Source organism: Oscillibacter ruminantium GH1 (genome assembly GCF_000307265.1).
Lineage (GTDB): Bacteria > Bacillota > Clostridia > Oscillospirales > Oscillospiraceae > Oscillibacter > Oscillibacter ruminantium.
On record NZ_DF158899.1, the window covers coordinates 186894 to 207932 of the forward strand.

Genomic DNA, 21039 nt, shown 5'->3' on the forward strand with positions numbered 1-21039 from the left:
GCTTTTTGAGTCCTCCGGGCGGCAATATTCAGAAATATATGCTCATTTTTTAGTTAACTTCTGCTCTGGCGCCAAAAATTTTCAGCGCAAAAATCAGATGGCCAGTGCCGCGTCCAGCGCATCGCCGGTGGCAAGGACCGCATTGCCGGGGGCCTTGGCCGCCTCGCCGATTGCAAAGACCTGCGGCACAGTTTCTTTCAGTGCCTCGCTCAAAGGATCGCTGCTGCGGCTGCCCATGGCCAGAACGATGCTGTCATACTCACGCATGGAGCCGGCGGTTCCGTCCATCAGGGCGTAGTCCACGCCGGCGGGATAAAACTGGCCAACCTTGGCGCCGGGACGCAGCTCCACACCATGGCGGGTGAAATTATCAAACATGAACTTTCGATTTTCCGGTACCACATCGCCTGCGATCACGTCCTTCATTTCGATAATTCCCACCTGATGGCCCCCCTCCGCCAAAAATTCCGCTGCCTCGCAGCCCACCATGCCGCCGCCGCCAACCACCAGAACCCGCTTGCCCATCCGGACCTTGCCGTCCAGCAAATTCTGCGCGGTAACATAACCGCATTCACTCAAACCGGGAATTTTTAAAGTCAGGGGATTGGCGCCGGTGGCCAGAATCACAGCGTCTGGCTGCAGCGCCAGAATGGATTTCACGGCAGCCTCCGTACCCGTCTGCAAGTCAATCCCCGCCTGCTCACATTTCACGATCATGGATCGGATCGCCGCAGTGATCTGGCCCTTGCCGGTGGGATAGGCGGCAATGCGGAAGTTGCCGCCAAGCTCCGTGAACCGGCCCACGGCGATGATGGGAATGGACACGGCCTTTTTGATCTCCGTCACAAGATCGGCATTGAAGCCGCCGTGGGTCACGCCGGGGGCCCACATAAACTCATCCGCCAGATGGATGGCCCGGGTGATGTGGAGCGCGTCCACGCCGCACTCCTGCTCTAAGTAAGCTGCCACCGCCGCCGCATCCTGCACGGTCTGTCCGCCGGGAACCTCGTCGCCGGCGTTGATGCGGCAAAGAATGGGGAGGTTTCCGCCGGTCTTTTGGCGGATGTTTTCAATGATAAGTCTGGCAAGGCGCATCCGGTTTTCAAAGCAGCCGCCGAACTCGTCGGTGCGGTTGTTGGTTCGCTGGGAGATAAAGGTGCTGACCAAATATCCGTGGGCGCAGTGGACCTCCACCATGTCAATGCCGGACATCTGGGCGCGGCGGGCCGCGTGGCCATAGCACTCGATCAGGCGGTAAAATTCTTCTTTGCCGATAGCCTCCGGCACCTCCCGTCCCTCGGGGGCAGGAATGGGGCTGGCGGCTTTCAAGAGGAAGCCCGTCAGCTTGGAGCTGCCCTCCGGTCCCGCATGCTGGAGCTGAATGGAGCCTTTGGCCCCGTACTGGTGGCAGGCGTCCGCCGCCGCCTTGAAGCCGGGAACCGTTTCGTCTGTGAAGAGGCAGGGCTTTCTGGGGCCGCCCTTGGCCCGGGCGCTGTAATAGCCGATGGAGCGGTCGCTGAGACTGCCGTCGGTATTGTGACCAGTGAGTTTGCCGTCCTCCCCCACGGTGACGGTGTTGCACGCGCCGATCAGGGCCGCGGCAGGATACAGGTCGTCCAGATAGTCCTTCACCGCCGTCTTTCAGGGCATGGTGATGTTACCCCCCCCACGCGGAAGGTCTTGATGGCTGCCATGCCCGCAGGCAAATTGTCCAACGGCACCTCAAAGGCCATGTAGGCCGCGTCGATGCCAAGGCGCTGGAAGGTATAGTTGTACATGGCGGGAGAGCCGGAGTGTCCCACCGGAGAGCCAATCAGGCAAAACAGCCGGGTATGGCCGGAAATACGGGATTCCATAATAAATTTCTCCTCAATTGGCAAAAAGTCGTTTCAAGTTTTGATTTTTTTCTCCAGAATTTTAGGCCACGCGGCCTCTAAGACCTGTTTTACACCTTTAAAGTTCCGCTGTACGGCATCGGCTCCACGCCGATGCCATATTTTCCCGCCCGATGGCACAGTTCCCGGAGCTTTTGGGCGGTGTATTCCACGGAGTAGTTCTCCATCATGCCGCAGATGATCTGCTCCACACCGAACAGCTCGCACATATGAAAGCACATCTGCTCCTCAATCTCACCGGAGTATAGCGCAAAGGCCGCCGCCCCCTGCCACAAAAGCATACCCAAGCCTTGGGCGGTCTTGCATCCAGCTGCTTTCGCGTCACGGAGCAGCTTCGTCTCCAGCGGATGATACACGGTGTCCGCAACCACCAGACCGGGGCGGAGCAGACTCAGGTCGGTGATGAGGCTCTGGTCCTCCAGCGGGGCCATGCCCACCCGGGTGGCGTTGGTCAGAATGTCGCTGCTTTCAATTTCGCGGCGCAGCGCCGCAGTGTCCGCCAGATCGTACAGCGCCATTTTGCAGGATGGCACCTGACTTGCAATGTGGCGGATATTCGCTTCCACCTTGGGGAAAAACGTGTCCTTCATGTTGAAGACCGCGATCTCCCGCGCCCCGTCTAAAGCGCTCTGGGCAATGATGGCGGTGGCGGCTCCGCCGCCCAAGAGAGTAAGTTTTTTGCCCTTCACGTCCGAACCGATGGACTGGGGATTTTTCACATAACCCTCGCCGTCGGTGATGTAGCCCTTCAGCCTTCCATTTTCATTGACAATGGTGTTCACCGTTCCGATGATCCGCGCAGCGGGAGACAGCTTGTCGAGATACTGACCCACCTCCCCCTTCAGTGGCATGGTCACGTTGGCCTCCCGCAGGTTGAATCCCGCGCCTTTTCCAATGGAATGCTAAAGGCGAAATAGCGGCAGTCCAGATCATACTTTTCAAAGCAATAGTTGTACATCGCCGGCGAGGCGGAGTGTTCCACCGGAGAGCCGATCAGCCCCAGCAGCCGGGTCCTTCCCGAGATTTCCATACTTGTTTCCTCCTTGGCGGCAAAACGGACCGCCATCCTGTTTCGATTTTCTGATTCCCTTCGCAAATCACATTCTATCGGTGGTACAGCTTAAAAACAAATTAATTACATTTTTAAATCCATAGTTTTTGTTATTGAAAAAGGAGAGCGAGGGTCGGCATGTGGACTTCCGCTTCGATTCCGACATCACCGGCTGCTGGACGGCCTGCGCCGCGGCGATTACGACGTGGTTTTCTGTTCGTCCACGGGGGATGAAGACGTGGACTTCACCCCGGTGTCTCAGCAGGATCTGGTTCTGATCGTCCCCGGCGGGCATCCGCTGGCAAAGCATCATACTGTGGATTTGGCGGACACGCTGGATTACCCCTATATCTTTTTCGGCCCCGGTTCCGGACTGCGCCATGTGGTGGACGGGATGTTCAAAAAGCTGGGCGCGGCCCCCACCCTGGCCTACGAAGTAACGGAGAATCAGGTAATCACCGGACTGGTGGCTCAGGGCTTTGGCATTGCCGTGGTTCCATATATGGAACTGCTCCTGCGGCTGAACGTCCGCATTTTGCAGATTTCCAACCCCGTTTGGGAGCGCATTTTCTATATGGCAACGCTGAAAAACCGGTCCCTGCCCCCCGCCGCCCGGAATTTTACCGACTATGTGCGGCGGACAACCCACCTGTAAAAATAGCCAAGCTGAAAGGTCCGTCCTTGCTTGGATAGACAAAATCAATGGAACTCAGAGAATTTCCGCATAACTCCTCTTTTCTGTTTTCAGCCCACCTTTTGCCTGTGCAAAAGCCAGATTAAAGCGCTCCGGCGCCAGTTCTGAAAACTGTCGCTGGAGCGCTCTGCATATCGGTTTCTTCGATATATATAATTCTCCGATTCCATCCACCGATTGAACCGCCGCCATATTCCTATTAAAATAAAGCCAATGACGATAGATGGAGGAGCACCATGGATACGATTTACTTCGACAATGCCGCCACCTCATTTCCCAAAGCCCCCGGCGTAGGCCGGGCAATGGCCGACCTGATTGAAAACGGGGCGTTCAACATCAGCCGGGGCGGCTATGAGCGATCCTATGAGCTGCTGGGTCAGGTGCTGGATACTCGGGAGCGGCTGAAGCGGCTGTTTTCCGCCCCGAAGGACGCCTGCGTCTGCTTTACCGGCGGAGTTACCGCCGCTCTGAACCAGTTTTTGAAGGGAACCCTCTCTCCCGGCGACCATGTGATCGTCTCCTCCATGGAGCACAACGCGGTGATGCGCCCTCTGTATACGCTGGCCCAATCGGGCGTGGAAGTGAGTGTCGCCCCATGCGCACCGGACGGCACGTTGGACCCCCAAACAGTTCGGGACTGCTTTCAGCGCAATACGAAGGCGGTGCTCTGCACCCATGCCTCCAATGTCTGCGGCACGATTCTGCCTGTGGCCTCTATCGGCGCGCTCTGCCGGGAAAGGGGCGTGTGGTTCGCGGTGGACGCAGCCCAGACCGCAGGAATCTACCCCATCGATATGGCAGGTATGTCGATTGACTTTCTGGCCTTTCCCGGCCACAAAAGTCTGCGGGGGCCTCAGGGTGTGGGCGGTTTTCTGGTAACACCGCCGCTGGCGGCGGCGATGTGCCCGGTAATTGAGGGCGGCACGGGTTCCCAGTCGGACTTGGAAGATCAGCCGGAATTTCTGCCGGACAAATTCGAGAGCGGCACCCTGCCTCTGCCCGCCATCATCGGTCTGCGGCAGGCGTTGACAGCGCTTGAAAACGGCACGGAAACGGCTTATCGGCACGAGATGGCCTTGACTTCCCGGTTTTTAGAGGGACTTTCAGCCATTTCGCAAGCAAAAGTCGCGGGAATTTCCGATCCATCCCGGTTGACGGAGCGTTTGGGCGTGGTCAGCGTGGACTTCTCACTCACGGACAACGCGGAGCTGGCCTATGCGCTGGAACAGGAGGCCGGGGTCATGACCCGGGTGGGGCTTCACTGCGCTCCCCGCGCCCATCAGACTCTTGGCACTTTTCCCCAGGGGACGGTTCGTTTTTCCTTCGGACCGGAAAACACTTCGGAGGAAGTGGACGTATGCCTGCGGGCCATCCGAAAGATTCTGAGCCAACGGCCTGTTTTCCTCTCTGCCCCTTGAAACTCGGCATTCCTTTCCCTGCAAAAAGACGCGCGGCGGGTGTTCCCGCCACGCGTCTTCCTTTATAAAATTCAAGCTGTTTTAGCCGATTTGACCGCCGTGGCCTGCTGAAGCAGGGACTGGACGATGTCCGCGTCCCGAATTCCATAGAGAACCAGACCAATCGCCTTGTCCTGACCCTCCTGCCCCTGCAGATTCGTCTTGGGATGGCAGGCTCTCCAGCGCAGCTGGCGGCGAATATCCTCAAAGATAACGCTGCCCAGCACCAAGGTGTCCGCCTCGCCGTTAAGGCTCACCCGCTGCACACCGTCCAACTCCGAAAGCTCCATGTAGAACATGCTCTTGTCCCGCATGAGGAAAATAACTCTCTGGTTGGTAACGAAATACTTCTGTTTCATAATGCTTCCCTGCTCGATCCAAGGTGTTGCAATGATCAGAAGCGCCACAAATACAACCAGTCCAATAAACTTCCAGCTAAGAGCGCCATCCCGTGAGCAGTAAGTTCCCAGCAGTGCGCAGGTCGCGGCTGCCGTGGCCACCCATTTGAAAATGATCTGCTCTCTTGTCCGCTCGCCCATCAGCGGAAACGGCGCGGTGCGTCCGCTCCAGCGGACCGTTTCGCCCTCCCGCAGGTATTCATTCAATTCTTTTTCCATGATGATTCGCTCCTTCTTGTAACTGTTCAGCAGGCAGCCTTCTCCCACTTCTGCCGTCAGCCCTTTTATTAGTTTTAATTATAGCGTGGAATCCCGTTCAGCGGGTGCAAAGGCCCCTCCCACCCCTGTTAACACCGTGTGAAAAACCTGTTGGCTCGGGAATGTCATGGCAAATAGTCGGATAAAATTTGGTTGATTTGTCCATTTTGGACTTTTTATCTGCCTCTCTAATCGTCCAGAGCCGCGAGAGCAGAACTTCCTCCTCTTTTTACAAATTTTCTACAAAAAGATCTTGCAATCCTCGAAAAACTGTGCTAGACTAACTTGTGCCTTTGTGAGAGGGCACTGAATAAAATCGAGTCGGATCGAAAGAGGTGAACAAGAGCAATGAAGGAAGGAATCCATCCCGATTATCAGCAGACTACTATTTCTTGCGCCTGCGGTAATGTGATTGAGACAGGTTCTACCAAGAGAAATATCAAGGTGGAAGTCTGCTCTAAGTGTCACCCCTTCTTTACAGGCAAGCAGAAGCTGGTCGATACCGGCGGACGCGTGGCCAAGTTTAATAAGAAGTTCGGTCTGGGCAAATAAGTCCACTGACACGTTCACAAAACCCCGTATCCGTAAGGATACGGGGTTTTTGCGTCTATTTGCCCGCTTTACAATTTTTGGCGGGACGGATATAATAACGCTATGCTTTTAAAATAAAGGAGACGATTGCCATGCGCCTGAAACCTGTCAACGCCAGAGATCTCTCTCTGGAGACGCTCCGTCTGTTTACGGGGCGGACGCCCCTGCTGACCGCAGGAGATCGAAACATCTGCAACCCCATGACCATTGGCTGGGGCGGCTTGGGAGAGCTTTGGCAAAAGCCTGTCTGCACGGTATACGTGCGGCAGTCGCGCTATACCTTTCAGTTTATGGAATCCCACGACTATTTCACCGTGTCCGTCCTGCCGGAATCTTGCCGCGACGCGCTGCATCTGTGCGGCTCAAAAAGCGGGCGGGATCTTGATAAAATTGCGGCCTGCGGCCTCACGGTGCGCTATGGCGCGGGCGACGCCCCGTTTTTCGACGAGGCGGAACTGGTGCTGGTGTGCCGCAAGCTGTATGCGCAGGACATGAAGCCGGAATGTGTGATTGATCAGGCGGCAGCCGAGCCTTTTTATAAGGAGGGCGACTGGCATCGCATGTATGTGGGCGAGGTCGTGGAGGCCTATCAGGCATAACCGCCGGATAGGCGGAAAAGGAGATTTATGCAGGAAACAAACGAAATTCGGGATAAAGTGGTGCTGGTGGGGCTGAACTCCCCGGTGCTGCGCAAAGAAGAAAACGCCGACGAGACTACCATGGAGGAATTGTCCGCATTGGTGGCAACCGCCGGAGGCGAAACGGAGGGCATCATCCTCCAAAACCGCGAAAAGCCCGATCCCCGCACTTTTATTGGCGAGGGCAAGGTGGCGGAAGTACAGCTCTACTGCGAAAACGTGGGGGCTACCATGGTCATTTTCGATAATGATCTGTCCCCTTCCCAGCAGCGGGTGCTGACAGAGCTTTTAGGTATTCAAGTGTTGGATCGCTGCGGTCTGATTCTGGATATCTTTGCCCAGCGGGCCAAAACGAAAGAGGGCCGCCTTCAGGTAGAGCTGGCGGAATATCAATATCTGCTCCCGCGCCTGACCGGTATGTGGACCCACTTGGAGCGTCAGGGCGGCACCAGCGGCAATGGGGCCATCGGCTCGAAAGGCCCCGGCGAAACCCAGCTGGAAACCGACCGCCGCCTAATCCACAAGAAGATCGACAAACTCCGCGCCGACTTGGAGGATGTCCGCCGGGTTCGGGGCACACAGCGCCAGCAGCGGCGAAAAAACGAGATTCCCGTCGTGGCCATCGTTGGCTATACCAACGCGGGCAAATCCACGCTGCTAAATCAGCTCACCGGCGCGAATATTGCCGCCAACAACCGCCTGTTTGACACGCTGGACACCACCAGCCGACTTCTGACGGTCAGCGACACGCTGGACGTGGTCCTCAGCGACACCGTCGGCTTCATCCGCAAGCTGCCGCATCAGCTGGTGGAAGCATTCAAGGCCACACTGGAAGAGCTGGAATATGCGGACCTTCTGCTTCACGTCATCGACGTGTCCAACCCCGAGTGGCAGCAGCAGGCCCAAGTTGTGGAAGACCTGATCTCGGAGCTGGGGGCCAGCAGTCTTCCCCGCATCGAGGTTTTCAACAAATGCGACCTCTCCGGCGGGGAAATTTTGCCCCGGGGAGAAGACATGGTCACCATCTCGGCAAAAACCAGCGAGGGCGTGCAGGAGCTTTTGCAGCTCATTGACCGGCGTCTGGACAAGGGCGCTCGGCGTGTCATCATCCATCTGCCCTATGACAAAGGCGGACTTTTGGATATGCTGTACCGGGAGGCAAAGGTGGAAAAGGTTGATTACGCGGCAACCATTGACGTCACCGCCGTGTGCGCTCCCCGGGTTCTGGGACAGGTGGCCCCATATCTTGAAAAAACAGACGAAGAGAGCTGATTGGATTGGCCGAGATTGAAACAGCACGCCTGATTCTCAGGCCGTTTACTCCGGAGGACGCGGAGGACGTCTTCTCCTATGCCTCCGATCCCCGCGTTGGCCCCATCGCGGGCTGGCCGCCTCATCAAAGCATGGAGGAAAGCCGGACCATCATTCGAGACGTATTCTCCCTGCCCGGTATTTTCGCCATGGAACTGAAGGAAAACCACCGCGCTTTGGGGTCCATCGGCTATGTGGGCCGCCACCCCGCCGGAGAGCAGCCCGGCTGCCCCGACGATGAGATCGGCTACGGGCTTCATCCCGGCTACTGGGGCCAAGGGTTGATGCCGGAGGCGCTGGAGGCCGTTCTGCAATACGGTTTCACGGACTTGGGCCTCTGCCGCATTTGGTGCGGGCACTATGCCGGAAATTGGCGCTCCGCCCGGGTAATTCGGAAATGTGGGTTCCACTATCAGTTCTCCTTTACCGAATTTGTGGAGGAGATGGATGAGTGGCGGCAAACCTACGACTATATGCAAACGCGGGAGGAATGGCATGAGCGGATATCTGGTTCCGTTTGAAGCGGCAGAAAGCGAATTTACGGAAAAACGCTCCCGCTTTATCAGTCATATCTGGAGGGTGGAGAGCGAATCGGAAGCCCGCGCCCATATCGAGGAAATGAAAAAGCGCTATTACGACGCCCGCCACAACTGCTGGTGCTATCTGCTTCAAGAAGGCGGCGCGGTCCGCTACGCCGACGACGGCGAACCGCAGGGCACGGCGGGCCAGCCCATGCTGAACGTGTTCCAGCGGGAAGAAGTGGTCAACGTCTGCTGCGTGGTGACCCGGTATTTTGGCGGAATTCTTCTGGGAGCAGGCGGCCTGACACGAGCGTATGCCCGGGGCGCCAAGGACGCGCTGGATGCCGCCGGCGTCAGCTGTGTGAGCCTGTGGACACTGTGGGACATTCCCTGCACCTATCCCCTGCTGGAGCGGATAAAGCTGGAGCTGACGACCGCTGGAGGCATGATCGAAAATGCGGATTACGGCGCGAACATCACGCTGCGCGCCGCGTTCCCTCTGGGCGGTGCTGAGGCTTTTGCCCCTCGCTTAACGGAGCTTTCCGCCGGTACTCTGTCCATGGAAAAGCGGGGAGAGGATTTCCGTCCCGGCCCGCGGGAAGCGCGGTAGATTACCGCCAGCAGCTTAACGCCGCAGATGCGCCGCTTACAGCGCGGGGCAGTCGATGGAAAAACGCCGCGAGAGGCTTTCATACAAGGTGAAGTAGACCTGTAAAAAACGCAGCGGCTCCGATAATTTCGGAGTCGCTGCGTTTTCATATCATTTGCTGGAAATTTCAGCGCACAGTCTGGCAGACCGTTTTAAAAAGCAGTCTGCAAAGCGCTTTATTTCTCGCTTTTTGTGTCGTTTACCACCAGAACGTCCCCTTCATTCAACATGGTATCGCCGCTGGGGATGACTACGCCGTTTCCCCGCCGAATCATGACCACCAGCGCTTCTCCCGGCGGAATCTCCGAGATTTTTCGGCCCGCCCAGCCATCCCCCGGGCGCACGGTTCGCTCATACAACTGCACCCCGCACACCCGATCTCCCGCCTTTCCGCTGAGAACCAAGGTGTCTCCCGGAACCAGTACCGTCCCGCCGTTGGGTGCAATTTGTTCTCCCTTTCGCACCAACAGCGCCAGCAAGGAGTCCGGCGGCAGCACAATCTCACAAATCGCCTTGCCCGCCCACGGATGGGACTCCGTCACGGTAAACTGGATAAATTGCACCGGGACCTCGTCTATATAATCGTTGAACGTCTTCATAACGTCGGCCCCCGCGTCCGTCATGCGCAGCCACCGCGCCGCAATGGGCAGCAGCGTTCCTTGCAGCAGGATGGAGAACAGAACGATAAAAAATACGATATGGAAAATATCATTGTGTGTCACGGCGGGATTGATCACCGTCATGATAGCGAATACGATGGACGCCGCGCCGCGCATCCCCGCCCAAGCCACAAGAATCTGCTGGCGAAGACTGCTTTTAAAGGGCGTGAGAATCAGACACACCGCAATCGGGCGCGCAACAAATGTCAAAAACAGGGCAATGCAGAAGGCTCTGGGCGCAATGCTCGGCATTTGCGACGGAAACGCCAGCAGACCCAGCAGGAAAAATAGCAGCATCTGCATCAACCCCGTCATACCGTCAAAAAAGTGAACCAACGCCTTCTTATTGTGAATTCTGCGGTTGCCCAGAATAATTCCCGTCAGATAGGCGCTCAGATACCCGTTTCCGCCAATGCACGCAGGAATCGCATAGGAAAAAACCGCCACTGCCACGATAAAAATCGCGTCAAACCCCGGTGAGGCGAACCGAAACCGCTTCATAAACGCCAGCGCCAGAGCCGCGATCCCCACACCGCACACAACCCCAAAGAAAATCTGGGCAAACAGCATGTACGCAAACCCGCTGCCGGACACTTCTCCGTTCATCAGCGAGAGGACGATCACCGTCAGCATATAGGAAAACGGGTCGTTGCTTCCGCTCTCCACCTCCAGCATCGACGCGGTGTTGTACCGCAGGTTCAGCCGCTTGGACCGCAGGATGGAAAACACAGAGGCCGCATCCGTTGAGCTGATGACCGCGCCGATCAAAAAACTCTCCAGCAGGGCAATATGCAAAACGTATCGGCAGAACAGGCCCACCAGCCCGGCGGTCATCACCGTTCCCAGCGAGGAGAGCAACAACGACTGCCAGATCACCGGCTTTGCTTCGCTCCATTTGGTGCCGAAGCCGCCGTAAAACATAATAAAAATCAGCGCCACGGAGCAAACCTGTTCCGCCAGCGCATAATTGCTGAAGGGGATTTTCACCACTCCATCGGAACCAAAAAACATTCCCAGCAGGATAAACGCCAACAGCATAGGGACTCCCAGTCGGCTGGAAATTTTATTGCAGATTACACACGCTACGATCACCACCGCCACCGCAAGCAGATAATAACTCAGTCAAACGCACCGCCTTTCTTTGTTGTTTAGGGCAGCCCCACAGGCAGCGGTCCGGAAAACCGTTTCCGGACACGCCGGCACTGCGGCGCGCAGTCTCATTCCTCTGCATTTTCCACCCTATTTTTATATTCTAGTATAACATATTCAGCCACTTCTGTGGACCCCTGCCGCATTTATTTTTCTCTTCCTCCGTTAAGGTTTCGTTAAGCAGAGTCCCGTATCTTACCGGCTGTGCCTGCAAAACGCCTAATGCCAATAATATCAAAAGGAAAGAAACGCCGACAGGGCGTTTCTTTCCTTTTGCGTGTTTCACTCGTATTTGGAGTCTCGCCGCACCCTTTACAGCTGACGTTTTTGATTTTCTCATTTTCCGCCGCAGGGCTTCAGCGGTGCCATACGGAGCGGTCAGATGTCGCACTCTCTGGTGCGCCAAGCAATCTCAACCTCCAGATCCCGTTTCAGCTTTGCATTCTCCGCAATCAGGTCATCATAATGGCGGCTTTGCACATAGTATTTGATAAAGCTGAATGTGGCCTCTTGGAATTCCTGTTCCGAATACTCTGGGAGGAGAGAACCGTTGATCCGCTTGAGGCCCTGCACGGAGATTACGACGAGACGGCGGTTCTTTTCCGAGAGGTGGATAATCTTCAGATTCTCGGGAATATCCAGCTTCAAGTCGTAGATATCATTGATCTCTTCCAACAGCTTGCGTTGTTCCGGCTTTGCCGAGACGACCACGCCGTATTTTCTGAACAATTCCTTTAAGTAATCGACCGAAACTTCCTCTCTGGTAATCGTTCCCTTGCCAATTCCAGAAAGCATCGTATTGGACAGTGAAAAGCTGACAAACACCTCGTTGCCTGTTTGCGGATAGCCCATGATCGTTTACCTCCCGACATTTTCTTTGATTTTCTTGGAGCATGTTCTATTTGCTATGGTTCCATTATATCATGGATTGCGCAAAAGTAAAACTATATTTTCATTTTACTTGCGTAATTTTACGCCGCTTTGGTTGAGCCCCAAAAACTCTGCCCCGCGTTTTTTATTCAATGTCCCACACTGTCCGCCAAATTTAAAATCGGCAAGATGATGGTGATGGGGCATGTGTCAAAAAACGTCTCCAGCATCCGCAATGCCGCGCAGTCGCGCAGTCGCGCCAGCGACCCGGCGCGAAAGGTTTTCTATCCGCTCGGCGGCAATGGCTCGTGGGCGATTCAAGCCCCTGACACATTCTGCCCAATTTGCAGGAACATTTTACCGGTTGATAAATAGTTACAAATTAGTTACAATCATTGTATTCTTGCAAGAAAATATTTTGCTTTTGAGGTTTTCCCATGAAAAAGATCGTCTCCGCCCTTGCGGCGCTTCTCGTGACCACAGCGATCGTCTCTCCCGTCTCTGCCGCCAGTCTTTCCCATACCGTCGCAAGCGGGGACACAATGTGGAAGTTGGCCGTGAAGTATCAGGTTGGCACCAGCGAAATCATTCTCGCCAATCCACACGTGTCCAACCCCAATTTGATCTACCCGGGACAGGTTCTTGCTATTCCTCAGGTTGATTCCTCCGTCACGGCCTTTGAGAATGAAGTGATCCGTCTTGTCAACGAAATCCGCGTGAAGAACGGGCTTTCTGCGCTCAATACAAACTGGGAGCTTTCCCGTATCGCCCGCTATAAGTCTCAGGACATGGTGAGTAATCGCTATTTCTCTCACACCAGTCCCACCTACGGCAGTCCGTTCCAGATGATCAAGTCCTTCGGCCTCACCTATCAGTCTGCCGGTGAAAACATTGCCTATGGCCAGACTACCCCACAGGCCGTGGTAAATGCATGGATGAATTCCAGCGGCCACCGCGCCAATATTCTGAATTCCTCTTATAAGCAGATCGGCGTAGGCTATGTGGCAAACGGCCATTACTGGACGCAGCTGTTCATCGGCTGATTTTCTTTCCCCGTGTTGCTTTTACGATATTCAGCATTGAGCCTTCCGTGATACGTTTCTACCGAGGTGAATGATATGGATTTTATAAAAGAACCCGGCAGAATTTATGCCCAGGATGAATCAGGCAAGTTGGTTGCCGAAATTGATTTTCCCTCCAGAAACGGTCTGGCAGCAATTACCCATACCTTTGTGGATGACTCCCTGCGCGGACACGGGATCGCCTCTCAGCTAGTCTCTGCTGCCGTGGACCAGATTCGCACTGATGGAATGAAGGCTCGTCCAATCTGCAGCTACGCTTCAAAATGGTTTTCCGCTCACCCGGAGGCATCGGATCTGCTTTGACCAAAACCGTTCCTTTCCATACGAACGTCCAACTTTTGCAATGCTATTTTTGTTTCCTCTGGGCAAACTAGCAGCAGAGGTGATAATATGGATTTGACCTATACCGATCAGTATGCCAATATCGGACCTGAGCCGCAGGCCGCAGCATACTTCAACGACCTTCCCAAATTCATTCAGGCGCAAATTTTGGCTGAGAAAGATCCGCCAAGCTCATTGGATGCTCTGAAAAGATTAGTCAAAAGCGCCGACTATGCCTTCTGATTCTGACCGCCCCATATGGGGCGGTCATTTTATATGCCAAAAATCGTCGCCTATCAAAATAAAATCTCCACATGCACGTTCCTTGACCACGGCGTTGTAACTTTCAATGAGCTTCTTATCGTCGGCAATTACATTCGATTTGGAGCGCTTGTCCCACCTTGGCTTCATCCGGTATTTCGTCTCTATCAGGTTGCAAAAAATTTGTGTATGGACACCAGGTATCCGCGGTTGACGAGGGCGCTAAAACGGCGCAGGCAAAGGCTGTGCTTTCGCCTTCCGCAATTTACGGATATAAAAAACAAGAAAAAGCACATAAAAGAAATTTTAGGGATTCAGATAGGATGAACTGGCGCAGGAAAAGGTACATCGGTGGATCAACAATCTTGCAAAAACAAATCACCCAGACCGGTTGCCGACACACATTGACTCATTAAATCTTTGACCGCGCAGTGGGGACCGCATTGTAAACATGCCGGGTGAGGCAATACGCAGCGGGTCCTCAAGGACCTGTAAAAAAGACGAGCGTACCGCACTACTGATTCCATGACCTGCGACACCCTGCTATCCAGCTATCGGCAAAAAAGCCTAATTTCCAATTAAAAACACAACCCCCAGACTACCAAACAACCGTTGGTAGCCTGGGGGTTCCCGTTTTTATATGAATTGCATCAACATAGCCGGCAACTCTGGCGAGCCAGAGCAATGCTCATTCTATTGAAGACAGCGGAGTCTATAATCTTTCTCCCTTGTTTTCTATTAATGATAGGGCGAAATATGATCGGACTTTGATTCAAACTCTTTTATAGAATGTATTTTTCTATCAGATTGAAATTCTATAATAGAAACACCATCAAAGCCGTGAATAATGGAACTTTGTTGCTCTCTAAAAAACCATTCGACTATAACAGAATCATTTTCATGAAAGAATCTTTTTATGCGCCATTCCAACACCTTTTGCTTTTGCAGCATTGCTTCGATCCACTGATATATTTCGGACAGTCCGTAATACTCTGGTCCATAGCACTCACAATAATATATATCCTTCGCGAAAATGGTATCTAACTTTGAGAACTCCCGTTGCACCCACATATTAAAATAGGCCGTTATTGCCGTCTCTTTCTCTAATGCAGTCAAGCATAAAACCTCCATTTTCTTTCAAAAGTCCATAAAGATAATAATCGCACCACGTTGATACCATCTTCCCTTGTCGAATCATCCCCTCCTGAATGAAACCGCACTTTTCCAACATGCGGCAAGAAGCCTTATTGCGAATATCTACATCCGCCCAAAGGCGTTTAAGCTCTGTTTTCTCAAAGCAGAACCTCACAACCGTGCGCAGTGCCTCCGTTGCATAGCCCCGCCCGTGATATTGCTCCGATAACCGTACGGCCATTTTGGCCATGCGGTCACTTTCGATCAGGTAGACCCATACTTCGCCGATGACTTTGCTGTCAGCCTTGCAGAGAACGCCCCAATGGAAACTCTTAGTTGGTTTTACAGGAGCGGCAAACATCAGCTCCGGGTTCTTATCTGCCTTACCGGGGTTTTTGCCCCAAAACTTATACAGTGCTTTGTTCGGCGTCCATTCGCGCAGATCGGGTGCGTCCGCCGCTGTCATCGTGCGCAGGATTAGGCGTGGCGTTTCCAGCGTTGGCTTTTCAAGAATATAATCGTTCAAACTCATAGCGCGGTCCTCTGTCAAAAGTTAAATTCCGTGTTCCAGTCGAACTCGCCGCTGCTCTCCACATTTTTCGGCCAGTGGGCGCACCAGTCCGGAACAGCCGGGGCCTCCACTCGGTCAACGCTGGGAGTATAGGGCTTGATGTCTAGCACCGGTGTTCCATTATTCGCGTCGATCCAGCCAAGGCCGATAACACCTCTGTCGTGGTCCAGATAAGTTACTTGAGCAGCCGTGACGGCAATGGGATTCGGCCGCTCCGGAGATCGGGAGGCAAAAACGCCCATAACATCCGGGCCGTTCCGATAAGGTTTGTTCTCAACCAGACTTGTGCGCGACTGATCGTTGTCACAGTCGCTAAACCACCAAAGCACCTGTATAAACGCAAATCCTTCCATCCCCGCCATGGCAGGAATGAATCTCCGTTCCAGTTCAATAAAACAACCATCTTCATCTGCGTGAATTTTGCCAACCGGATTCATAGAATAGCTCATATGGATGTCCTCCGTAAAACAGAATTACGACGTCGTAATTCCATTGTAGCGGAAGTTTTTTATACTTCAAGCATTTATTTTCTCCGAGACAAATTTTGATTGATTGCTCTGTCAGATTCTATAAATGCGCTGTGCCTCATTCTTCAATTTATTGAGTTGCTCAGAATTGCTGCAATTGCCTGTCCTGAGGAACATCATGAAAAATTTAAGGCGAACAATAAATTCGACCGCTGCGCGTGGTGCAAAATTTCCCGAATGCGAATGGCGTGTCCCCCAAGTACAACTATTAAGAAGTACGTCTTCCTAACATATTATCCGAAAGAGCCATCTATGTGGTTGTCCCTTTCAGATGATTGACCTATCCGGCATGTGTTTGACGCACATACCGGATATGCAAAAAAAATGTGAGCGGTGCGTCAGTACGCTTCCATCATTCGATATACCATTTCCGCCACCTCCGCCCGCGTGGCAGCCGCATCCGGCGCAAGCATATCCGATCTGGTACCGGTAATGATTCCCATCCCCACGGCCCATTTTATGGCGTCTTCCGCCCAATCGGCAACCAGATCATAATCCGTAAACCTCTCCATGCTGTCTGTTTTTGTGGTATCATAATCCTTGTAAACTGCGTAGCGATACAGGAAAACAGCCATTTCCTGCCTGCTGACGCCTTTATCCGGCGCAAACAGATCTCCGCCGATTCCTTTTGCGATATCGTTATCAGCGGCCCATGCAATGCTGTCGGCATACCACGAATCAGACGATACATCAGCAAAGACGGATTCACTCGAAACATTTGGTGAGCCGTCCAGCCGGTAAAGAATCGTTACTGGAACCGCACGTTCCGCATCCTCATCCGGAGCAAACACCGTGTTGCTTACGCCTTTTACCAGTCCAGCATCATAAAGCGAGGCAACTGCTTTATAATACCAATTATCTTGTGCGACATCTATGAACGGCAATTCCGTGTCGCTGCTTTCCAAAAGTACGTCTGAAGTGAATCTATCCAAATCAACATTGTCATCAATCCCGTTCACGTTTCCTGTGTCGGAGTATTGAAATCCCACCCAGCTGTCCCAAGCGCCGATAGACTCCGGCTCGCTCACGTCATAATTCGCCACCCACAATGGATAATCAGTCAGACGGTCGCCCCAGAGATATTCCACATGATCTACATCCGTATAAAACAGCGGTGTCTCTCCGGTTTTATTCGCCAGTGTTTCGGAAAAAGCAAGCGCGATCTCGATACATTCTTCGTCTGTAAGCCCCGTAAATATTTCAAAATCCACCGCTGGACGGCAATCGTAAGGCTCATTGGAGATCAGCGAAGCAAAATATTCTGCCTGAGCTTTCGCCTCGGACACATCCTGAGCAGTCACATAAAAGTAAAAGCCCATTCTCATTCCTGCATCTCTTGCATTTTTCGAGTTTGTTCGAAACATCGTGTCTTCGGACAAGCCGTATCCAGCTCGAATATAGACGATTTGCTTGCCGTCGCTCTTTACTTCCATAAAATCGACAGTGCCCTGCCAAACGCTTACATCGAGCCCCTCATATTCTTCTGCTGAAACTACCTCGGAAAAGGAACAAATACACAGAATAGCAATGAACAGCACCCATATTTTTTTGCAGCAATTTTTAATTTTTGTCACCTCTATCTATTCCCACAATGATATCTCCATCAACGTATATTATGGAATGATGATGATCTTTGTGAGTTCTGTGTGAAGGCGTCCTCCTATATTTCGCTTAAGATTTTTATTTTCATAATGGTATCATCACGACTACCCGATTTTGGGGCCGCGCAGTTGTTCACAGATTGTTGACTTTACTGGAAAGCACACCCATGGTATACTGCTTCCCGGTGATTTGTGATATGAAAGGAAAAATTAGAACTATTTTGCGGATGATTGCCGGAAAACTTTCCGTGTTTTTGTTCTGCGTGCTGTTCATCAGCGGCTACAATGCCCTGTTCGGCCGGGAAAACAGCATCGTGGGCGTGGTGTTGCTGATGAGCCTGCTGATATTTTTAAAGGCAGACTTCGGCATGGCCGCAGTTTACAGCGGGGCACTGATACCGGTGCTGCTGGTAGCCATGGGGCTGTGCGCGAAGTGGTCTGCGCTCCATCCCCTGCTGGGGCTTGCGATAGATACGTTGTTTTTAGGCGCCGTATTGCTGGCCACCCGCCGGGACGAGAGCCGCAGTGCCTATCTGCCGTTTCTTATGGGCTTTGTGATGCTTCGTGGCTATGACGTGTCCGGCGACCTGCTCTGGAAGCGGATGGTCAGTCTGGCGGTGATCGGCTGCTTCATCGGTCTGGTCCACTGGATGTTTAACCGCAGAACCTGCGGACGGGCCGGTCTGGCGGCACTGACTGCACCGCTGTCCCGCTACGGAGCGTGGGAGCGCTGGGCCATGAGTCTTCTTGGCACGCTGATCCCCACGATGCTGGTTGGAGATTTGCTCAGCATTCCAAAGAGCATGTGGGTAAATCTGACGGTTCTGTCGCTGATGACCCCCGTGGAGGAGGAGCTGATTCACCGGCGGAGATTGCGGGTTCCAGCCACCATTTTGGGCTGCGTCCTGTTTTTGACGCTGTTCGGCTGGCTGATTCCCCAGAGCTATCAGACAGCGGTAATCCTGCTGGCGGGCTTCCTTTCCATGTTTATCACGTCCTATTTTATCAAAACGGCCTATAATTCCTTCAGTGCGCTGGTGACGGCTACCCTGTTGCTGCCCGCCCATACAGCGGCAGCTACCCGCATTGTCAACAATTTGATTGGAGCCGCGGTCACGGTGGTTAGCCTGTTTTTCTGGAATCGGCTGTTCCGCCGCTGGGATAAGAGCCTCCAAAATTCCTAATACGATGTCTTTCGTGTGCATCTCACATAGTAGCCGGATGCAAAAATCAAGAACGCAAAAACTCCCCGGGGCCTGCCGTCTGATAAGCCCCGGGGAGTCTTATATTTACAAGGCCATATCCAATCGGCACCTGTTAGATTTCTATAAAGAATTCTTATCTGTAGTTTTGAAAAAACTGCCTTATGAGTCCCTGTGTCATCGCATCAGCCATCACCAGTGCTTCTTGCTCAATCCTCTCAAAGATGTTGATACCGTCTTCATACTTCTGAGTCAATATGGCAACGGCTTCCGCCTTGGTCATTGCGAGGTGATCGTACAACATTTTTTGCCATTCCTGCACCGACCAATATGGATTGATCCTACTCAGGAAGGTCGCAATTTCATCCGCGTTTGCGTACCAGCGCCGCTCGGCATCGGCAGCAGCAGCACTGTCGCCAGCTTTTGCCGCGCTAACAAGTTCAGAGGCTATCGTGAGATGTCTTGTAAACAGTTCCGCAAATGCTGCGGCAATGTTTTCACCATAAAATGGTTTCAAGGCTGCTTCAAAATCTTTAGGATTTCGCAGAAGGCGATTTGCAACAAGCTGCGTGTCGGGCAGTCCGAAAGCGGCACTGACAAGGAACAGCCTCGTCCAATAGACATGCTGCTCCCACAGTAACCGCATTCGATTGCTCAACGTCTGCTCAGTCTTACTGATACTCTGGGACGGGGGCGGAGAACCTGCATAAGGAATGCAGATGATCTGTCCAATACGCAGATTGTTTTTATCCAACATAGGATTTGCGGACATGATTTCCTGCATGGTCTTTTGGAAGCGCCGGGCGATCAGCCACAGCGAGTCTCCGGGCTGGACGGTATATGAACCTGTTCCTATCGGGCATGAGGACATGGGCTTCACTGCCTTTCCAATCAATATGATGCTGCCGTTACATGATATGATTGGTTTGCGAAAATGTTCCCTTTTCCGCCTATTAGCACATAGCGCTTAAACTGCGAAATCCGTCCGGAGATTACCCGGGCGGACTTTTATATACTACACCGCCGTCCCCAGTCCGGCCGCCGCCAGCTTTTCATCAAGCCAACCGCTTCGATAACCCAGTGCGGGCGCTGCCGGCCCTATTAGAACCATCACCCCGAATAATGCCCGCACAAAAGAAATTGCCCTCACCCATCTTAATTGATCGGTGAGGGCCTTTTTATATCTGGTTCTGGTGTATCGCGTATTAAACAGCTTCTATTTTTCGCTTCTGCGCCATGGTAGCGGCAAGCCGTCGCGGTCTATCTCACAGTGGCAGTTCATCGAGCGAGGCAAAGGTATAGCCCATGTCCTCCCATTTGGTTAGCAGCTCGTCAAGGATCTCCGCGTTGGTAGATGAGGTTTGATGCAGTAGGACGATGGCGCCGTTGTGGATGCGTGGAAGCAGTTTTTTATATGCCTGTTCTGCTGTGGGCTGATTGTCAGCGTACCAGTCCACATATGCGAGACTCCAAAGGATTGTTCGATAACCCAACGCATCGGCCTGACGCAAGTTTTCTACGCTGTACACACCTCTCGGAGGGCGATAATAGTGGGAAAGTTCCTTTCCTGTGGTCTTGTAATACAGTGCGGCCACGTCATCCAATTCTTTTTGGAAAGCCGCCTGATTGGCAATGGCGGACATGTCGGGGTGATGATAGGTGTGGTTGCCCACGATATACCCCTCGTCTGCCATCCGCTGTACCAGTTCCGGGGCAGATTCGATCATATGCCCCACCACGAAAAATGCCGCTGGTGCATTGTGTTTTTTCAGCGCATCCAGGATTTTTGCCGTGTTTCCGTTTTCATACCCACAGTCAAAGGTCAAATAGATCACTTTATTTGCGGTGTCTCCTACATAGTAGGCGTGGTACTTGGCCAGTTCTTCGGCGCTGGCGTTGCCTATGGGGGTCTGCCCCTCCGTGGGAAAGGAAAGTCCCCAGTTGGCTGTTTGTACCGCTGGAATGCAGGCAGAACCGTTCGTTGTTGTGACGGTGCCCTTGTAAGAGCAGCCGCAACCGCTGAGCACCGATACTGCAAACAAAAGAGAATAGACAAGCGCAGCACCGCGTATCCGGATGGAATTAGACAAGGAACACAACCTTCTTTCTCCGGCATGAAACCGTTTGTCAGTTGTGTTCAGTTTTGCGCGATCACTGTGAAATTATGCATAAGAGAGCCTGTAGTTGCCATCGGCATAT

General features: G+C 53.2%; 22 protein-coding genes and 2 pseudogenes. 11 read left to right on the forward strand and 13 right to left on the reverse strand.

Annotated features, from left to right (window positions below; genetic code table 11):
* Nucleotides 1-93 precede the first annotated feature (93 nt).
* The 4 genes and pseudogenes from ON16_RS11090 to ON16_RS11100 form a co-directional block, all read right to left on the reverse strand.
* On the reverse strand, nucleotides 94-1632 hold the full coding sequence (locus tag ON16_RS11090; protein ID WP_051131705.1) for an oxidoreductase: 1539 nt from the start codon (nucleotides 1630-1632) through the stop codon (nucleotides 94-96).
* The gene (locus ON16_RS16015) at nucleotides 1629-1856 is read right to left on the reverse strand and encodes a hypothetical protein (protein ID WP_051131706.1); all 228 of its coding nucleotides are present in this window, start codon (nucleotides 1854-1856) and stop codon (nucleotides 1629-1631) included. Before ON16_RS16015 ends, ON16_RS11090 begins: the two co-directional genes overlap by 4 nt.
* Before the next feature lie 104 nt (nucleotides 1857-1960).
* Nucleotides 1961-2122 (reverse strand): annotated as a pseudogene (locus tag ON16_RS16455) (sugar phosphate isomerase/epimerase); the annotation flags it as partial.
* A gap of 6 nt (nucleotides 2123-2128) precedes the next feature.
* Nucleotides 2129-2925: pseudogene (locus ON16_RS11100) on the reverse strand (shikimate dehydrogenase); the annotation flags it as partial.
* Between the two features lie 196 nt (nucleotides 2926-3121).
* On the opposite strand from ON16_RS11100, the gene ON16_RS11105 reads away from it, so the two are divergent.
* Together ON16_RS11105 and ON16_RS11110 are read left to right on the forward strand one after the other, a co-directional pair.
* Complete coding sequence (locus ON16_RS11105; RefSeq protein WP_274531954.1) at nucleotides 3122-3601, forward strand: LysR substrate-binding domain-containing protein; 480 nt, start codon at nucleotides 3122-3124, stop codon at nucleotides 3599-3601.
* A 275-nt stretch (nucleotides 3602-3876) separates the two neighbouring features.
* On the forward strand, nucleotides 3877-5058 hold the full coding sequence (locus tag ON16_RS11110) for an aminotransferase class V-fold PLP-dependent enzyme (protein WP_040662405.1): 1182 nt from the start codon (nucleotides 3877-3879) through the stop codon (nucleotides 5056-5058).
* A 71-nt stretch (nucleotides 5059-5129) separates the two neighbouring features.
* Here ON16_RS11110 and ON16_RS11115 read toward each other — a convergent pair whose 3' ends face one another.
* Nucleotides 5130-5714 carry a hypothetical protein gene (locus ON16_RS11115; protein WP_040662408.1) on the reverse strand — a complete coding sequence of 195 codons (585 nt, stop codon included), beginning with the start codon at nucleotides 5712-5714 and terminating at the stop codon, nucleotides 5130-5132.
* A gap of 387 nt (nucleotides 5715-6101) precedes the next feature.
* Between ON16_RS11115 and rpmE the strand changes: the two genes are divergently transcribed.
* The 5 genes from rpmE (at nucleotide 6102) to ON16_RS11140 (ending at nucleotide 9424) form a co-directional block, all read left to right on the forward strand.
* A complete protein-coding gene (rpmE, locus tag ON16_RS11120) occupies nucleotides 6102-6305 on the forward strand; it encodes a 50S ribosomal protein L31 (protein WP_040662411.1) in 204 nt (67 codons plus the stop codon).
* 131 nt (nucleotides 6306-6436) lie between these two features.
* Entirely contained in the window at nucleotides 6437-6943 is a 507-nt protein-coding gene (locus tag ON16_RS11125; RefSeq protein WP_040662414.1) for a flavin reductase family protein, read from the forward strand.
* A 27-nt stretch (nucleotides 6944-6970) separates the two neighbouring features.
* Nucleotides 6971-8254, forward strand: a complete 1284-nt coding sequence (hflX, locus tag ON16_RS11130) for a GTPase HflX (RefSeq protein WP_040662417.1) — start codon at nucleotides 6971-6973, stop codon at nucleotides 8252-8254.
* A gap of 5 nt (nucleotides 8255-8259) precedes the next feature.
* Nucleotides 8260-8814, forward strand: a complete 555-nt coding sequence (locus ON16_RS11135; RefSeq protein WP_040662419.1) for a GNAT family N-acetyltransferase — start codon at nucleotides 8260-8262, stop codon at nucleotides 8812-8814.
* Entirely contained in the window at nucleotides 8789-9424 is a 636-nt protein-coding gene (locus ON16_RS11140) for a YigZ family protein (RefSeq protein WP_040662424.1), read from the forward strand. Before ON16_RS11135 ends, ON16_RS11140 begins: the two co-directional genes overlap by 26 nt.
* Before the next feature lie 215 nt (nucleotides 9425-9639).
* Here ON16_RS11140 and ON16_RS11145 read toward each other — a convergent pair whose 3' ends face one another.
* Both ON16_RS11145 and ON16_RS11155 read right to left on the reverse strand, forming a co-directional pair.
* A complete protein-coding gene (locus ON16_RS11145) occupies nucleotides 9640-11244 on the reverse strand; it encodes a potassium/proton antiporter (protein ID WP_040662427.1) in 1605 nt (534 codons plus the stop codon).
* A gap of 405 nt (nucleotides 11245-11649) precedes the next feature.
* On the reverse strand, nucleotides 11650-12123 hold the full coding sequence (locus ON16_RS11155) for a hypothetical protein (RefSeq protein WP_040662433.1): 474 nt from the start codon (nucleotides 12121-12123) through the stop codon (nucleotides 11650-11652).
* A gap of 455 nt (nucleotides 12124-12578) precedes the next feature.
* On the opposite strand from ON16_RS11155, the gene safA reads away from it, so the two are divergent.
* From safA to ON16_RS15805, 3 genes are all read left to right on the forward strand, one after another.
* Nucleotides 12579-13184 carry a SafA/ExsA family spore coat assembly protein gene (safA, locus tag ON16_RS11160; protein WP_040662435.1) on the forward strand — a complete coding sequence of 202 codons (606 nt, stop codon included), beginning with the start codon at nucleotides 12579-12581 and terminating at the stop codon, nucleotides 13182-13184.
* Nucleotides 13185-13259: 75 nt separating this feature from the next.
* Nucleotides 13260-13526: a GNAT family N-acetyltransferase gene (locus tag ON16_RS11165; RefSeq protein WP_040662438.1), complete on the forward strand. Its 267-nt coding sequence runs from the start codon at nucleotides 13260-13262 to the stop codon at nucleotides 13524-13526.
* A gap of 87 nt (nucleotides 13527-13613) precedes the next feature.
* Complete coding sequence (locus ON16_RS15805) at nucleotides 13614-13787, forward strand: hypothetical protein (RefSeq protein ID WP_158441619.1); 174 nt, start codon at nucleotides 13614-13616, stop codon at nucleotides 13785-13787.
* Between the two features lie 756 nt (nucleotides 13788-14543).
* Here ON16_RS15805 and ON16_RS11175 read toward each other — a convergent pair.
* The 4 genes from ON16_RS11175 to ON16_RS15075 form a co-directional block, all read right to left on the reverse strand.
* A complete protein-coding gene (locus ON16_RS11175) occupies nucleotides 14544-14921 on the reverse strand; it encodes a nuclear transport factor 2 family protein (RefSeq protein WP_158441620.1) in 378 nt (125 codons plus the stop codon).
* Nucleotides 14878-15471: a GNAT family N-acetyltransferase gene (locus tag ON16_RS11180; RefSeq protein ID WP_051131708.1), complete on the reverse strand. Its 594-nt coding sequence runs from the start codon at nucleotides 15469-15471 to the stop codon at nucleotides 14878-14880. Before ON16_RS11180 ends, ON16_RS11175 begins: the two co-directional genes overlap by 44 nt.
* 14 nt (nucleotides 15472-15485) lie before the next feature.
* Nucleotides 15486-15959, reverse strand: coding sequence for an SAM-dependent methyltransferase (locus tag ON16_RS11185; protein WP_040662447.1), 474 nt, complete (start codon nucleotides 15957-15959; stop codon nucleotides 15486-15488).
* A gap of 416 nt (nucleotides 15960-16375) precedes the next feature.
* Nucleotides 16376-17611 (reverse strand): GH25 family lysozyme, encoded by a 1236-nt coding sequence (locus tag ON16_RS15075; RefSeq protein WP_144032098.1) that lies wholly within the window; start codon nucleotides 17609-17611, stop codon nucleotides 16376-16378.
* 224 nt (nucleotides 17612-17835) lie between these two features.
* Between ON16_RS15075 and ON16_RS11195 the strand changes: the two genes are divergently transcribed.
* Nucleotides 17836-18822, forward strand: coding sequence for an FUSC family protein (locus tag ON16_RS11195; protein WP_158441621.1), 987 nt, complete (start codon nucleotides 17836-17838; stop codon nucleotides 18820-18822).
* A 154-nt stretch (nucleotides 18823-18976) separates the two neighbouring features.
* On the opposite strand, the gene ON16_RS11200 is transcribed toward ON16_RS11195, so the two are convergent.
* Both ON16_RS11200 and ON16_RS11205 read right to left on the reverse strand, forming a co-directional pair.
* On the reverse strand, nucleotides 18977-19735 hold the full coding sequence (locus tag ON16_RS11200; RefSeq protein WP_243441820.1) for a LysM peptidoglycan-binding domain-containing protein: 759 nt from the start codon (nucleotides 19733-19735) through the stop codon (nucleotides 18977-18979).
* Between the two features lie 370 nt (nucleotides 19736-20105).
* Nucleotides 20106-20930 carry a polysaccharide deacetylase family protein gene (locus ON16_RS11205; RefSeq protein WP_051131710.1) on the reverse strand — a complete coding sequence of 275 codons (825 nt, stop codon included), beginning with the start codon at nucleotides 20928-20930 and terminating at the stop codon, nucleotides 20106-20108.
* Nucleotides 20931-21039 lie beyond the last annotated feature (109 nt).

Bases quoted from the DNA above. Each gene is read 5' to 3' on its own strand.
- ON16_RS16015 (WP_051131706.1), bottom strand. From the start codon at position 1,856: ATGGAATCCCGTATTTCCGGCCATACCCGGCTGTTTTGCCTGATTGGC.
- ON16_RS11110 (WP_040662405.1), top strand. From the start codon at position 3,877: ATGGATACGATTTACTTCGACAATGCCGCCACCTCATTTCCCAAAGCC.
- ON16_RS11115 (WP_040662408.1), bottom strand. From the start codon at position 5,714: ATGGAAAAAGAATTGAATGAATACCTGCGGGAGGGCGAAACGGTCCGC.
- rpmE (WP_040662411.1), top strand. From the start codon at position 6,102: ATGAAGGAAGGAATCCATCCCGATTATCAGCAGACTACTATTTCTTGC.
- ON16_RS11125 (WP_040662414.1), top strand. From the start codon at position 6,437: ATGCGCCTGAAACCTGTCAACGCCAGAGATCTCTCTCTGGAGACGCTC.
- hflX (WP_040662417.1), top strand. From the start codon at position 6,971: ATGCAGGAAACAAACGAAATTCGGGATAAAGTGGTGCTGGTGGGGCTG.
- ON16_RS11140 (WP_040662424.1), top strand. From the start codon at position 8,789: ATGAGCGGATATCTGGTTCCGTTTGAAGCGGCAGAAAGCGAATTTACG.
- ON16_RS11155 (WP_040662433.1), bottom strand. From the start codon at position 12,123: ATGGGCTATCCGCAAACAGGCAACGAGGTGTTTGTCAGCTTTTCACTG.
- safA (WP_040662435.1), top strand. From the start codon at position 12,579: ATGAAAAAGATCGTCTCCGCCCTTGCGGCGCTTCTCGTGACCACAGCG.
- ON16_RS11165 (WP_040662438.1), top strand. From the start codon at position 13,260: ATGGATTTTATAAAAGAACCCGGCAGAATTTATGCCCAGGATGAATCA.
- ON16_RS15805 (WP_158441619.1), top strand. From the start codon at position 13,614: ATGGATTTGACCTATACCGATCAGTATGCCAATATCGGACCTGAGCCG.
- ON16_RS11180 (WP_051131708.1), bottom strand. From the start codon at position 15,471: ATGAGTTTGAACGATTATATTCTTGAAAAGCCAACGCTGGAAACGCCA.
- ON16_RS11185 (WP_040662447.1), bottom strand. From the start codon at position 15,959: ATGAGCTATTCTATGAATCCGGTTGGCAAAATTCACGCAGATGAAGAT.
- ON16_RS11195 (WP_158441621.1), top strand. From the start codon at position 17,836: ATGAAAGGAAAAATTAGAACTATTTTGCGGATGATTGCCGGAAAACTT.